Source organism: Virgibacillus proomii, from assembly GCF_900162615.1.
Classification (GTDB): Bacteria; Bacillota; Bacilli; order Bacillales; family Amphibacillaceae; genus Virgibacillus; species Virgibacillus proomii.
Genome location: NZ_FUFN01000010.1, coordinates 1,181,246 through 1,196,624, shown reverse-complemented (window position 1 = coordinate 1,196,624; position 15,379 = coordinate 1,181,246). Strand labels below are relative to the sequence as shown.

General features: G+C 35.0%; 10 protein-coding genes. 4 read left to right on the top strand and 6 right to left on the bottom strand.

Going from position 1 to position 15,379, the window contains the following annotated elements:
- Positions 1-46: 46 nt before the first annotated feature.
- Positions 47-1,579 carry a motility-associated ABC transporter substrate-binding family protein gene (locus BN1066_RS13110; protein WP_077319924.1) on the bottom strand — a complete coding sequence of 511 codons (1,533 nt, stop codon included), beginning with the start codon at positions 1,577-1,579 and terminating at the stop codon, positions 47-49.
- 1,079 nt (positions 1,580-2,658) lie between these two features.
- On the opposite strand from BN1066_RS13110, the gene BN1066_RS13105 reads away from it, so the two are divergent.
- Both BN1066_RS13105 and BN1066_RS21045 read left to right on the top strand, forming a co-directional pair.
- Positions 2,659-4,716, top strand: a complete 2,058-nt coding sequence (locus BN1066_RS13105) for a thioredoxin domain-containing protein (RefSeq protein WP_077319923.1) — start codon at positions 2,659-2,661, stop codon at positions 4,714-4,716.
- 915 nt (positions 4,717-5,631) lie between these two features.
- Positions 5,632-5,766, top strand: coding sequence for a hypothetical protein (locus BN1066_RS21045; protein WP_281250273.1), 135 nt, complete (start codon positions 5,632-5,634; stop codon positions 5,764-5,766).
- A 125-nt stretch (positions 5,767-5,891) separates the two neighbouring features.
- On the opposite strand, the gene BN1066_RS13100 is transcribed toward BN1066_RS21045, so the two are convergent.
- The 3 genes from BN1066_RS13100 to BN1066_RS13090 form a co-directional block, all read right to left on the bottom strand.
- On the bottom strand, positions 5,892-7,550 hold the full coding sequence (locus BN1066_RS13100) for an acyl-CoA dehydrogenase family protein (protein ID WP_077319922.1): 1,659 nt from the start codon (positions 7,548-7,550) through the stop codon (positions 5,892-5,894).
- Positions 7,551-8,156: 606 nt separating this feature from the next.
- Positions 8,157-8,480 (bottom strand): MerR family transcriptional regulator, encoded by a 324-nt coding sequence (locus tag BN1066_RS13095; RefSeq protein ID WP_077319921.1) that lies wholly within the window; start codon positions 8,478-8,480, stop codon positions 8,157-8,159.
- Positions 8,481-9,229: 749 nt separating this feature from the next.
- Positions 9,230-9,754, bottom strand: coding sequence for a hypothetical protein (locus BN1066_RS13090; protein WP_077319920.1), 525 nt, complete (start codon positions 9,752-9,754; stop codon positions 9,230-9,232).
- Positions 9,755-10,849: 1,095 nt separating this feature from the next.
- Here BN1066_RS13090 and BN1066_RS13085 point away from each other — a divergent pair.
- Positions 10,850-11,479, top strand: a complete 630-nt coding sequence (locus BN1066_RS13085; RefSeq protein WP_077319919.1) for a class I SAM-dependent methyltransferase — start codon at positions 10,850-10,852, stop codon at positions 11,477-11,479.
- A gap of 82 nt (positions 11,480-11,561) precedes the next feature.
- On the opposite strand, the gene BN1066_RS13080 is transcribed toward BN1066_RS13085, so the two are convergent.
- Together BN1066_RS13080 and BN1066_RS13075 are read right to left on the bottom strand one after the other, a co-directional pair.
- Positions 11,562-12,008, bottom strand: coding sequence for a GNAT family N-acetyltransferase (locus BN1066_RS13080; protein ID WP_077319918.1), 447 nt, complete (start codon positions 12,006-12,008; stop codon positions 11,562-11,564).
- Positions 12,009-12,403: 395 nt separating this feature from the next.
- Positions 12,404-13,183 carry a hypothetical protein gene (locus BN1066_RS13075; protein ID WP_143695821.1) on the bottom strand — a complete coding sequence of 260 codons (780 nt, stop codon included), beginning with the start codon at positions 13,181-13,183 and terminating at the stop codon, positions 12,404-12,406.
- Between the two features lie 631 nt (positions 13,184-13,814).
- Between BN1066_RS13075 and BN1066_RS19680 the strand changes: the two genes are divergently transcribed.
- Positions 13,815-15,379 (top strand): IS3 family transposase gene (locus BN1066_RS19680; RefSeq protein ID WP_143695710.1). Its coding sequence is split into 2 segments (ribosomal slippage): positions 13,815-14,454 and positions 14,454-15,379, totalling 1,566 coding nucleotides; the frame shifts between segments, so codons are not numbered across the junction.

Below are 15,379 nucleotides of genomic sequence, written 5' to 3'. Positions count from 1 at the left end.
TTTAGTTAAATGCTTCTTGTGGTTATGATAAAAACTCAATTCAAACCTATTTAACTAAAACCGTAGTTGTATACAGTTTACTGCTGTTTTTTCTTAAGCGAAGGTTTACTTTCCCTTGTACTCCTTTTTTTACTTGAATGGTTAATTTTTTGGAAGCAATTCCACTCTCGTTTGCAGCCAAGGTAAACGCTTCGCTATAGCCATATGATGAAGGCCAATCGCCATTTTCATTTTGTATTTTTGCTACTTGCATTCCGCCGTCAAGATACATTCCTACATTATATCCTGATACTATCTGTCCTGGAGATAATCCCGAAATGATTAATTCTACTGTAAATGGTTCTACATTAGAAATAGGTTCTTCCATTTTGAATTGGTAAGAAGGGTCTTTAACAGAATCTAATTTTGATCCATAAGCTCCAGGTGCAAAAGTTAAAGGATCAAACCAATCATATCCGGCAAGCGGCTCGTTCCAAGGTTCTTCTTTTGGCTCCGTTGTATTTATTGGCAACTCTTTTTCTAGCATTGGAGAAACATCATCTAATGGAATTTCCGTATCTGAAAATCGAGCATAGTTTTCATCTTCAGCCAACCAATCAACCATATTTAATAACAACTCTGCGTTATCCGCTTCCTGAAAACCATCATACGTTCTTTTCGGCTTTCCTGTCTCTTCATTACGATATTTTGGTGTTGCGTCTTCAACAGGCGAAGAGTCGCCAATGAAAGCGGCTTTTCCACGCTTTAATTTGGATATAGCAACATATGGACCCTCTTCTTTTCCACCACCGTGATAAATTCCTTCATCTACGGCTGGTCCCCATTTATTACTTTCATCTAAGTTATCTGGTAAATAAACAATTCCCTTCGCAGTATCAGGATTTGTAATTGCAAGTGTAGACCCGGCATGCATAGTAACTTTGCTTATACCTTTAGTAATATTAAAAGAGTCCTTAGGAGCCACAACTTGATCTGCTACGACTGTTCCGGGAGCATTATAGCGAAACCGTATTCCAAAATGATTGGATAGCCAGTCAGAGCTTTCTACATTTTGCATCGCTGTAGATTCTCTTTCCTCTTTATCCATGCCTTTTAAAGGATTATCAAATGCTCCTCGTCGAAAACCGTTCATAATCTCCGAGGAATCCCAGCGGTTTTTATTACGATCTGCATTATAATGATCTGAAATAAAAAAGACACTTCCTCCATTTTCTACATATTCCACTATGGCAGCTTGTTCCTCTTTCTTAAAAGGTATATTTGCTTCTGGTATGATAAAAACGTCATAAGGTATTAAATCCCCCACATCAAATGGGTCTTTTTGCCGCAGTTCTTTTACTTCATATCCATTTTTAGCAATACCTTCTGCAAAATCTGAAAAAGCTCCATCAATAACCCAGTCCGCTTGTCCAGCTGTTTGACCGTGCGTATTATCAAATAAAACACGTTTGCCATTTGGAAGATCCGGACTAATTTCTGGAGCTGTATCCTCTACTCCTTCTGCTTGAAGACTAATTGGAAAAGCTAATAAAGCCAAAGCGATGGCTAAAAAGAACGCCGTAAACTTTTCTCTTACCATGAATTACCTACTCTCCCTTCTTCACATGCTTGTACTCTATTGTATAAAATGTTTGTTTTACTAATATTAACCAAGTGTAAATTTTCTGTAAGTTTATATAAAACATAGAAATTTAAATACATAATTGGTATGTATTCTTTTGAAACAATTCATCCATTAACACATGTTACTATTGGGGTAAATTAATATAAGTCCGTTTGTATTTTCTGATATAAAATAGGAAGTACATATAATTTGCCCCGTTGTTTTAGAAGTTTAAATACAAGTTGGAACTTTCTAAGACTTTATCCGTAGTTATTGATAACAAAGGAGGATTTCCATTTAGATCGTAGCGATAAGTACGAAAATAATATCTCCACCCTTCTTTATCAAAGGGAAGTGTAGGTCAAATCATCTAAATGGCAAGGTAATACTACCCTTAAAAATTTACACCTTTCAACCTTTCAGGGATTTTAAACCATTTAAAAAAAATACTATATTTTTATATTCAATAAAATGTAACTATTCAGTAACATTTTAATACTGTTTTAAAAATATTTCAATGGCAAAAGTTTAAATTTTTTAAAATATTCTGTTCAAAAAAATATTGTATTTCATATTAGAAAGTATCATCATTATAAATAAAATATTTTACAATTCTAAATGTTATTAGGAGAGAGCTGTATAAGGATAGTTCAAAAGATTTTAGCTCTTCAAAAGCTATCTTCGAGTGTTAGCAGGTCTCATAGGAAATCGAACTTAAGTATAGATTCGTGATGATGGTCAAGGAAGTTCAATAAGTTTATATACTTGTGCTTCTATAGGCAACCCTTAAACTATTTCTGCTTTTTAGAAGATCACTTTTTATCCTCGGAAAGTGAAATTCTCTTAGATTGAACAAAACTCGAATATTCCAAATAACAGTAATTATTCTACTTTACAGGAATAATCCCTCTTCTAAGCAATAAAACTACACAATTAACAATAAATAAAGGAACTATTAAATTAAATAATGGATTTAAAGGGTATAGTAAATAGTGATTTAAACTTTTTATACGACGTATCAAAAAATATAGCTATTAAAGGGGTAATGACATAAAATGAATTTAGATAAAAAACCTAATCGGCTCCTCCATGAGAAAAGCCCTTACTTGCTTCAACATGCATATAATCCAGTAAATTGGTATCCGTGGTCGGAAGAAGCATTTGTTGAAGCAAAACAACAAAATAAACCAATTTTCCTTTCAATTGGTTATAGTACTTGTCATTGGTGTCATGTCATGGCAAGGGAGTCCTTTGAAGATAGAGAGGTTGCTTCCATCCTGAATGATAACTTTATTTCCATTAAAGTCGATCGTGAAGAAAGACCGGATATCGATTCTATCTATATGAAAGTATGTCAAATGATGGCAGGACACGGAGGATGGCCGCTTTCTATCTTTATGACACCAGATAAGGTACCATTTTATGCAGGAACATACTTTCCAAAACAACAAAAATATGGTATGCCAAGCTTTGTTGATGTACTTCATGGGCTTTCTAAAAAGTTTCAACAAGATCCACAGCATATTTTAGAAGTTACAAAAAGTGTGGAAAATGCATTAGACCGAACGATTACACCAAAAAGTAATCAGCGACTAACTGAAAAACATGTAGAAGAAGCGTACAACCAATTAGAAAAAAGCTTTGACTTTAAATACGGCGGTTTTGACAAAGCACCAAAGTTTCCCATGCCGCATAACTTAATGTTTCTTATGCGGCAATTTTATTTTACGAAAAATACCGCACCTTTAAAAAAGGTCGAGCATACACTTGATTCCATGGCCGCTGGCGGTATTTACGACCAGATTGGTTTTGGCTTTTCCCGTTACAGTACAGACGAAATGTGGCTTGTACCACACTTTGAAAAAATGCTCTACGATAACGCACTGCTATTAATTGCCTATACAGAAGCATTTCAAATCACTCACCGTCCATTTTACCGGAAAATGATTGAAGAAATGATTGAATTTATCTCTAGAGAAATGACTTCTGCTGATGGCGCATTTTATTCGGCTATTGATGCTGATTCGGAAGGTGTTGAAGGAAAGTACTATGTTTGGGACTACGAGGAAATCATCACTATCTTAGGCGATGAACTTGGAAACTTATATGCAACACTCTACGATATTACTCCGGAAGGAAACTTCTCAGGATCAAATATTCCTAACCGGATTCAGAGTAATAAAGTTTCCATAGCCGAACAAAGCGAAACGTTTGAGAAAACAATAGAAGATAAACTTGAATCAGCTCGAAAGAAATTGCTTCAAGAACGCGAAAAGCGAGTTTACCCACATGTAGACGATAAAGTTCTAACAAGTTGGAATGGACTGATGATCGCAGGATTAGCCAAAGCAGGAAAAGTGTTTCAAAATAAAACGTATCTTACCATGGCACAACAAGCAATGCAGTTTATCGAGAACCATTTAGTACAAAACGGTCGGTTAATGGCGAGATATCGTGATAACGAAACAAAATACGTAGGTTATTTAGACGATTATGCATTTCTATTATGGGGATATAGCGAATTATATGATGCAACCTTTCATCTAACGTATTTACAAAAAGCCAAACAATTATTGGATCAAATGCTGGAATTGTTTTGGGATCATGAACATGGAGGGTTTTATTTCTCCGGAAAAGATAGTGAAACGCTGATTGCAAAAGACAAAGGAATATATGATGGCGCTCTCCCCTCGGGAAATAGTGTTGCTGCAGTAATGCTTGTCCGTATGGGGTATCTTACTGGAGAAACACGTTATCTTGATTATGCGGAAGAAATGTTTTACAGCTTTTATGACGACCTAAAAATTCAGGCTTCAGCAAGTCCGTTTTTCATGCAAAGCCTACAACTAATGGAATTTCCTGCAAAAGAAGTCGTTATCATTGGTTCAAACGCTGATCCAAAAAAGCAAGCTTTTTTACAACAGCTTCAAGACATGTTTTTACCAAATGTAACGATATTATCGCTTGAAGATAGTGATCAAGTTAACGGCATTGCTCCATTTGCAAGTGCCTATCGAGCTATTAATGGAGAGACAACCATTTATGTTTGTGAAAACTTCTCTTGCAAACAACCAACTACAAATATTGCAGAAGCTCTTAGCTATATAAAGTAAAACTTCCTCAGTGGGGATTTTCATCATCCCTACTGACAGGAAGTAGAATTAAAGCTATAATTCCTTGGGAAACAGTGATGTATGGCTATTGAAGCATACTCTGGCCAATTGTAACGCCTTTGTGATTGACGTCCCTAAAAGCGTACTGAAGCTTACCTCGTCCTTGAAAAATCGCGATGTATCGCTGCCGAAACTTTCCTTTTCCTTGAAAAAGAACAATTTTTCTATGCAACGCCTATTTAAGAAGTCTTTCCTGTTCTCGAAAAGGAAAATCTTTTCTTCGTGTGTTCCCGATTCAAGAAATTTTACTGGTTCTGTCCAACCGGAACGATTCGGATTTTTGGTGTATTATCTCCCACTCAGACTTCTTCGTATTCTCTAAATAGGAGCATGCGAACATCATAAGTGTGGTATAAAGTAATCTTCAAATCCGTGGGTTTTCTTATATCCCCCGCGGATCGTTAGAATGGCAGAATTAGGCATTTGACTTGCAGTTGATCCTCCACTTATCCTCCTAGCTTTTAATTCGTAGTATGGAAGGTCAAGTCTTACTGCCAGTTACATAGAGGATAAAAGAATGACGAACTGTTTCAGCACATTAGCTGCTTTTGATCATCTGTTTCATGTTATAATAAAGTTATTCTGTAGAAGCTTTTTTCACTACCTGTAGATAAAAGTAAAAATAACAAGTAAACAGTATCTTTTCATCCAAGCTTTCCTTCAATGTTAACATGTTTTACAGTCAATATCTTGGAAAAATAGGGACTATCTTGTGATCTGTTCAAGTATATTCTACCTGTTGATTCGCAATCAATCAGGCTGTTTGATGCAGTAATCCCTCAGCTTCTTAGTATAAGCACAAGATATTGAGTCTTATAAGTCGATAATCGGATTGTTGTTAAAAGGAGTATTGAAATGAAAGTAAAAATGAATGTCCAAACTGCCTATCATGGTGACCTACTGCGTGCTGGAAAAGTTTATGAAGTTGACGGAGAAACAGCAAAACGTTGGATTGCAAGTAAGCTAGCTGAAAAAGTAGAAGAAGAATAAAAAATATCACAACATGACTCTGCCATCTATGGGGCTTTATATTCATCCCCATAGACGGTTATGTTTTACTTAATTATAGTAGCTTGAATAAAATTATCTGAAAATAATAATAATAAACTGCTTTTTTATTCTACGATCTTGGAAAAATGCTTTAACGGAGCTGGCTGATCACTTATCTCCTCATCATTCCAACTATGATGGAGAAAGACTTCGGCGATTGCAACCTGTCTTTCTTCATGTGTAACCGTTTGCTCAACTGCTATGACACTTGTCAAAATCCGCGTCATGTTATCACTAATACGTTTACTATAATACGTTTGTAAATCTGGATTTAACGCTTTCCATTGATTTATTTCCGCTTTTAATTGATCTATTCCTTGCTTGACGAAATGAATTATTTTTTCATCTAATGGTGACTCTTTTTTTGCTGTTTGCAGACGTTTTGTCATGTCATTTATAAATAATTCATCTGCTTGATACTTACTGATCAGCCGAATGACTTCTATTCCAAGTATGTTTGCTGTCCCCTCCCAAACCGTTAAAACTTGAGCATCCCTCAACAGACGCGGGGTAATAAAATCTTCAATATATCCATTTCCACCATGCATTTCAATTGCTTCATGTGCAAAATAGATCGCTTGTTCGGCTGTTTCCTTCTTCATGATAGCAACATAAAGACGAAATAAAATTTGTTCTTTGAACGAAGCCCGTTGTTCACCTCCCATTACCTGATCCATTAAATTAATAACCGTAAACATGGTGCTTAAGCCAATCTCTTGTATTGCTCCCATCGTACTGAGCGTTTCACGAACCATCGGGAAATCAGTAAGCTGCTTGTCGAAAGCCTTTCTATTATTTGCATATGCTTTTGCCTCCGTATAGGCGCGACGCATCATTCCCACCGAGGCAACAGCGTTTGCGACACGTGACAGATTTAACGCTTTAATCATATAGGAAAATCCTTGATGTAATTCACCAACTAAATAACCTTTTGCCTGAGAAAATTCAACCTCTGCTGATGGAACAGCACGTACCCCTAATTTATCTTTTAAACGACGTATACGCAGCTTACCGTTTACTCTGTTTTCCTCCCAGGGTACAGCAAACAAGCTGAGCCCCTTTGTTCCAGGAGCTCCTCCTGTTGTCCTTGCCAGCACCATAGCTACTCCACAAGTACCAGCATTACTAGCAAAATACTTTTCTCCCGTTAATTGATAATAGCTGCCCGCTTGTTCGGCTTTTACCTCATTCGCACCAACATCAGATCCCCCCTGCCGTTCCGTTAAAAATGTCGCTCCTTCATATAATTCTTCTTCCCCTGTCGCGATTACATGCGGAAGGAATCGCTGTTTAATTGCTTCCGTTGCATACCGATCAAGTAAATAGGCAGTTGCCTTTGTTAAGGTTACTGGACAATAAAAACCAGCTTCAGCCTGTGATAGCAGATACCCTTGCGTAAAAGCATATACATAATTTCCTTTATGTCCTAATTCCGGTATATCCTTATGAATATAGCCGACAATTCCTGTATTATATGTTTCCTGAACTGTTTTTTGATACCCCTCATTTACCCATACTTTCGATATCTCATTTCCAAATTTATCATACTGAATAAGTCGAGGTTCTCCATTTCTATCCGTATGAACTGCTCGTTCACTAATTGCACCGGCACAATGTGCTCCAAAATCATCTAATTGCTTATTCGCCCACGTAAAAAAATCTGGTGGCAAATAACGTTTGACCAGTCGTTGCAGTTGTTGATCTTCTAAATAAAAATTATTCATGTATAAATCCTTTCCCTCCTTAGGTTATTTACGATGTTGATGTTTTAACAGTTTCCCAGTCGCATTTATAGAGAGCGCTTCCATAATTTCGTACAGTTTAAAAATTTTATAACTTGCTACGTAGTTTTTTTAAAGGAATACCAACCTTCCACAAGTTTACCTATTTTAATGCAAATGAATAAACCCCTATTTTACAGCTTCCTTACCTGAGAAAAAACAAGCTCATGTATGCTAAAAGCTTTTGCATCACAATGCTTTACAATTATAGGAAGCTTATTGATAAACCATCTTTGCATGAATCGCAACAATGATTCTTCCTAAACGCTGATCAGCAAATAACGTGATGAGAAACTCTTTGATATTTGACATGTGGTAAAACAGCTTTATCCTCCAAACTAATTCCTAATGTCGATAAACTACTAGTCAATTCTCTGTATCCCATTCCAAATAGGTTAATCTTTTTTGCGGAGTGATAATAGCTTCAGATTTGAAGCTTCCTTGCCTGATGAGCAGGTTAAATTTGAACTATTCAATACCATTTCCCTCTAGCTCTGCTAGTTTTTTTTGAAAAGTAATGATATATTTTTCCATTTCCGTACGAACTTCTTATAATTCGTTTATTCGTGCCGCCACTTCTTCCAGTTTTGTATACCCAAACTCTATCGTCCTTTTTAATTGTTGTTTCCCGGTAGGGTCTTGGTCAAACAGACGAATCATTTCCCTAATTTCTTCTAATGAAAAGCCAAATTTTTTACCGCGAAAGATAAGCTGCAGTTGTACTATTTCTTTTTTAGTAAAAACCCGTTGCCCGCCATTTGTTCTCCTAGGCTGCAAGATGCCAATTTCCTCATAATAACGAATCGTTCTTGTAGTGACTCCAAAACGTTCTGCTATTTCTTGAATCGCAAATGTATGCTCTGTTTTTTTCATGGCACCCTCCTGATTAAATTTTCCGACAATAATAGTTTACTATTTACGTTAACGTAAAGTTCAATCTTTTTATCCCGCATATAACTGACAGTAAGACCTGCCCTTCTATGCTACAAAGTGTAAGCAACCTAGGAGAAAAGGCTTACGATCTAACTGCAAGTCAAACGCCAGATTCTGTTTATTCTTTTATTTACATAAGATTCCCAGACATTTTTTGATTTTTTGTTTGATACATTTTTTAAAACTTTAATACCCTTTATAGTATTTATATGTCCTTTAAATTCCATACACCAGCAGCCATATCTCCCATCAGATTCTACAAAATTTTACCGGTTACGTATGCCCTTTTATGTTAATATATCGTCATTATCACTGGGAGCTGGATCTAATAAAAAGAAAACACCGTGTTGCTAATAGTATCTTGGCATTAAATAATAAAGACCGATTTTCCTTATCCTATTGATAGCCTAATAACGGAATAAATTTTTTATCACCAATCAATTCGAACGGATACCCCAGCTGTTATATGCTTAACTAACGACGATATTTCCTGATATCACATCGCCACGCAGGTTGTAATGATAGCAGCAGGTATCCGATACTTCATTCTCGTTATGTTTGTTCAACCAAACTAATAAAATACGAATTCCCCATCGGAAAAGATGGGGATTATTTGGCGCTTAACTAAAAGAAAGGATATTTATTTGAGTTAATTTACCTGATTTCTCTTTAGATAAAACACTATTTATTCACGTATAGTTTGATCTTAGTATCTTTATATTTTCGTCTTTTTTACCTCTTACTTTTTTATCTTGTATAAGCTCTATGATATCTTCATTCAAAGAAACCCAATCATAAAAATCATTAGTAATTAGCCTGCTAAACAAAGCGCTAATATCCCAAGATCTTTCAGCCCAGATTCCCCAATTTGCAGATGAAGAAAACCAGATTACTTTTTCGGATTCTACGATAATTCCTTTTTCATAAAGTATATTTATATAATCATTCGCATTCATGGAGATGGGAATAGAAAATATTTTACACTTTCTTTCAGTTTTCCATAACCTTTTTTTAAATTGGGATATATCGGCTATTTGTATATTAGTATCTCCGTTCATCTTTGCCAAATACTGTAACTGCGGCCAAACCTCTTCATCCAGCATAAGATAGAAATCATTAAATAAAATTTGACCTCTCTTTCTAAAAACGTTCATTGGGAAACTTTTTTGTATGAAAAAAAATTCTTCAGCTATTTCATGAAAATTTTTTCCCATTATCCATGTCCTTTCATTTATTTTCAGCGTTGCTTTACCTCGACAGTAGCTCCTCTTTGGTTCATTTCCAACAAATATTTTATTGTGATATCGAAAATAAAGATGGCTTCCGTAACTTTTTAGTGATGATAGAGGGTAAGCAAATTATCCAGCCTGTCTATGTTAAGTACTTCTTCACTACTTAACTTGTCCACTTTAAGCATATTAACTACTCCTATCTATTGTTTTCTATAAGATCATAACAGATAAAAAGAAAGCTAGATCTTCTAGTTTAATAAAATTTTGAACTCTCTTTTTATGAAAGAAATATAAACATCACTAATTTAAAACGGAAAGCGGTGATTCATTCAGATTAAAAATTTAGGAACAATGTGTTTTTAATTTTTAGATATATTTTCAACAATGGCTATCAAACGTTGGTCAATCAATATTGTAGATAAAACAACTATTCCCTATTTACCAAAACTAAAAAATGAGCAGAGAAAGCCAAGTACTGTTTCAATTTATAAGTTTTTAGGCAGAGTCGGTTCACTTTCGTTAAAAATTGCACATTACTACTGTTTCAGAGATATTTTATGTAAAGATGGAATCGCCCATATAAGTTAGTTACATTGTTTATGTATTACTACGGATGTATATTTTCGTTAGATTTACAAACCGCAATATGTATCATTCCTCTGTTTAAAACAGTCCGTATCGATTTATTCCCCCTCAACTTTCTTCATACTAACTAACAAGCATGTTACATTACATTTTTTCACAAGGTTTTTTAATTACAATAGCTGCCATCATAAATTGAAACTTCAATCAGTGGAGTTTTCTTCATCCCCCACTGATTGTTAGTTGAATGAATCGGGCTTTTACTGGCCTACTTATAATTATTCTTGGCTTCTCCTCTAATTCTTGAAGTGAATGTCTTACAGCCAGTTAACCTGAGATAAATGGTTTAATCCTCTTAATTTTTAATGCAATGCATAAAAGCTTCTATGGAAAGCACACCGTCTTCGTATATGAAATGCCCTTATGCTAAAATTATTATATGAAGCTGAATTGTAGAAAATATTTCAGATTCATTCATACAAAAAGAGGTGAAGCATGAATAATCGTTGGAATGAAATTATTTATAAACTTTGGTCACCTATTTACGATACGTCCTTTAATGCAGGGAATTTTTTAGCAGCCCGGAAGAGAATATTTCACGAAGAACCGTTTTCCCATCATCAACACATACTATTTGTCGGTGTCGGAACTGGCGCAGATTTAGAGCTAGTCCACCATCAAGAATTAACAATTACCGCAATTGATTATTCAACCGAAATGCTTAACAAGGCGAAAGATAAATTCAAAGATTCTTCCATACAATTTTTAAAAATGGATGCTCAGCATATGCAATTTCAAGATAATCAATTTGATGTAGTTGTAGGAAGTCTTATTTTATCAGTTGTCCCTGATGCCGATAAATGTTTACAAGAGATGGTTCGAGTGGTCAAACCAGAGGGTAAAATTATTATTTTCGATAAATTTGCACCTAAAGGCAAAGAGCTTTCTACGTTTAAAAAAATCATCAGACCGTTCATTCAGTTATTAGGTACTGATATTGGTATCAACTTTGAAAAATTACAAGATACAAACAAAGAAACGCTACTTGTAAAAGAAGATACATCTATTATGTTGAATGGGATGTATCGGAAAATCTTGCTTCAAAAACGAACCCTGAAAGCGTGATACAAATCGTTTTACTTAAAAGTCATCCATTACCCGCCATTCGCTAGTTGTATGGCGGGTAATGGTTTCGTTTGCTTTCTCATTATAATCTCAAAGATGCCAGTTGTTCGCCCCAAGGAGCCAATTCAGTCTCTTTAAATCCAGCCTTTTGATAAACAAATTTCGCTGCAAGATTTTCAGGATGATAACCAATCATCACATATGGAATGTTTGCTTGCTTGTTCTGTCGCAACTCTTCAATAATGAGCTGTAGGGATTGTGCACCCAACCCTTTTCCTTGATATATCGTATCAATCATTAGTCGATAAATCCAATATTGATGATCATCAGGATCTATTCCGAACATCGTAAATCCAATCATCTTGTGATCAAGATAAATACCTTTCGCAACAAAATCATCCAGAAATTGAACTTCTGCGATAGAATAAAGATTGGATGCTATAAATGGTTGCTGTTCTGCTTTCACATTTAAGTGAATAGCTTCTTCCCAATTATTTTTGTCAATAGGTTTCAATGTTAAATGATACAAGTCTATACCACCTCTGTTCAAAATTCAGGGGAACCACGCAGTTGATCGGCTAGTTAAACGCTATCCCCTCATCTGTCCGCCCATAAAATTGTACATCCCTTCTCATGAACAACACCTCCTTAAAGTTATATCTAACTTAACTCTGTGTAAACAAAATATAGCACCACAATTAACCATCCGCACTGTAAACATAAGAACATAGTGCTGCTATCGTTAATTATTCCGTCTTACTTTTTACTCTAACTTTACGGATCTCTCAAACCAAGATGTAATCCTTAACCCTCGTGGATTCGTAAGCTATAGGCATTACTTTATGTACATCATTATATAATGAAAGAGAGAACCTCCCCAACTAAAGTTTTTTAATATGAAATGAACACAGATTAAATAATGGTTTAATCTGGATTATCTGCACGATACTCCGTAAATTCAGGGTACTTTTTTTGAATTTTATTAATTAATACAGGCGATTTACTTGAAACTAGAATATAGGCACTATCAAAAAATCCAATTTCAATAACATAATTAGTTATAGACGGTTCATAGTCTATCTCCCAAAATTTCATATTCCCTAATAATTTTGGATAATTCTCTTTCCTAATCTCTACAGAACCTTTTTTTACAGCTATAACTAACCCAAAAACGATAAGAATATAGGAATTAGTTAAATAATAAGCTAGTTTATCCCCAGAAATACAGAATCTTTCTTGATAAAAAATATGGTCTTCAACTTCTCCTCCATCTGTTTCTACATAGGCTTCCATATCACTAAATATCCAATTATGAGATGTAATAAAATCCTCATCAAAAGCGTCTAAAAAATCGCTTAATGAAAAAGGGTGGTTATCCGTTGATGTTGAATCTGTATGATTAAACAAAATCCTCATTTTTTTCGCTTCCTTTTCAATGGTTGTTTCCATTTCTACCTTGCTGACCTTTTTCCATGACCAATGATATACATGGGGTACAACTGGATGTTTCTCAGGATTTCCATGGTTTCTATAGTCTATATCTTTTTTTGCTATTCCATATTTAAGTGGCGAATACAAATTGATCATTGGTTTATTGGTTACCGTTATTCGAAATATAGACAGTATAAAAGGATCATCTATCTCCTCCTCATATTTTCCAGGAAACAATTCAAATTCAGTTGATTTATCCTTTATGATTGCCATGATATTCCCCCTCATCTCTTGCTCTATTTCACCTATATATGATTTTTTGCTTAAAACCCAACTTGCTGTCTGTATCATAACATGGTACAAAAATTACCTCCTACCAAATTCAACGCACAACAGAACCTTAGAGGAGGATCTGAATGGAGAAAACCCCTTTATAAAACACAAGCCCCAAAAATCATCAGCTCTCCATGGCTTTTCAACAACACAACATATATCCGGAATGGTTCACTAATTATAATAGGCAATAAACTTTTGAAGTTTCGTTCTAAAACTCTTGATTTCATCGTTATCAAATTGTATTGCTAGACAAATTATTTCGTCATAATCGATTTCGGAATAAATAAAATTCATTGTGAAATGTTTATTTTTTTTTATTGACAACAATCTTAAATCTTCCGTCCAAAGAAACTAATTCTTCCCTGTTTCTAGTATCGTTACATAAATTAAGCCATTCTAAATAAAATCTAAGATTTAATTCAATTTCTTCAATTTTTAGATAAAAGTCTTCTCCTTGTCCTATTAACTCACTTATAAAATAAAAGCCCCCATCAAATTCTGATATGCTCCCCTTAAAGTAGACAGATTAAAAAATAAAAATCTGTTATTACCTTAAGGGGAGTTTTTTATGTCCAATAAATATAAATTTTACTCTAGACAGTTTAAGTATGAAGTGTTAAAGGCATATAAGAATGAAGATTATACGCTAATAGAATTATGTTCAAAATACGGAATTTCGGAGGTAACTCTGTATGATTGGGCTAATAAATATGAGAAATACGGTCTCAATGGATTGGAGAACTCAAGGACATGGAAGTCATATTCTAAAGATTTAAAACAAGCAGCTGTAGAAGATTATATATCAGGGGAGTATTCTCAACGGGAGGTCATTCGCAAGTATAAAATATCTAGCACATCCGTACTTCGAAAATGGATAAAGCAGTATAATAGTCATAGAGAATTAAAGGATACGTCGAAAGGAAGAACGAGCTCGATGACTAAAGGGAGAAAAACAACTTGGAAAGAACGAATTGAGATGGTACAAGATGCCTTAGCGAACGGGAAGAATTATCAACAAACTGCGGATAATCATCAAGTGTCTTACCAACAAATATATCAATGGGTACGTAAATATGAAGATGGTGGATGGGATGCGTTAAAGGATAGAAGAGGACGTTCTAAAAGTGAAAATGAGTTAACTTCCGAAGAAAAAATGAAGTTAGAAATGCATCGAATCGCAAAGGAGAACGAACGTTTACGTGCAGAGAATGCTTTCTTAAAAAAGTTAGAGGAGATCGAAAGGAGGCGAAAATAAGCCAAATCCGATTTGAGGATAAGTATGTCGCTATTCAAGAGCTTCATCAGAATGAAGGGTTAAGCATTCGTTTACTTTGTGAAATCGCGGGAATTGCACGTTCTGCATACTATAAGTGGCTAAATCGTACTCCTTCATCCAGAGAAATACAGAATAAAGAAATTATCAAAGAGGTGCAAATACTCCATGAAAAAGTGGGTGGTATATTTGGTTATCGTCAAATGACCCTTCACATGAATAGAAAGTTCGAGGAGAAACTTAATCATAAAAGAATCTATCGGTTGATGAAAGTGGCTGGATTACGCTCTGTCATTCGTGTCAAGAAGAAGCGATATAAACGCTCTACACCTCAACATGTGGCAGACAATATATTAAATCGTGAATTCCAAGCCGAAAAACCAAATGAAAAATGGGTAACGGACGTTACAGAATTTAAGTATGACCAATCAAAAAAGGCCTATTTAAGTGCGATTCGTGATCTTTATGACGGATCCATTATAAGTTATGTTCTAGGACATTCCAACAATAATCAACTTGTATTTAAGACACTTGATCAAGCCACAGTACTATTGAATGAAGAACAGCCTCTTATCCATAGTGACCGTGGATTCCAATACACCTCTAAAGGGTTCAAACGTAAAATAGATGCGGCAGAGATGACACAAAGCATGTCACGAGTTGGTCGGTGTATTGATAATGGACCAATGGAGTCTTTTTTTGGGACACTGAAATGTGAGAAGTATTATTTACATAAATATAAAACATTTGAGGAACTTACTACTGCGATAGATGAGTATATTCATTTTTATAATTATGAAAGGTATCAAAAGCGATTAAACGGCCTTAGCCCTATGGAATATAGAGCTAAAGCCACTTAA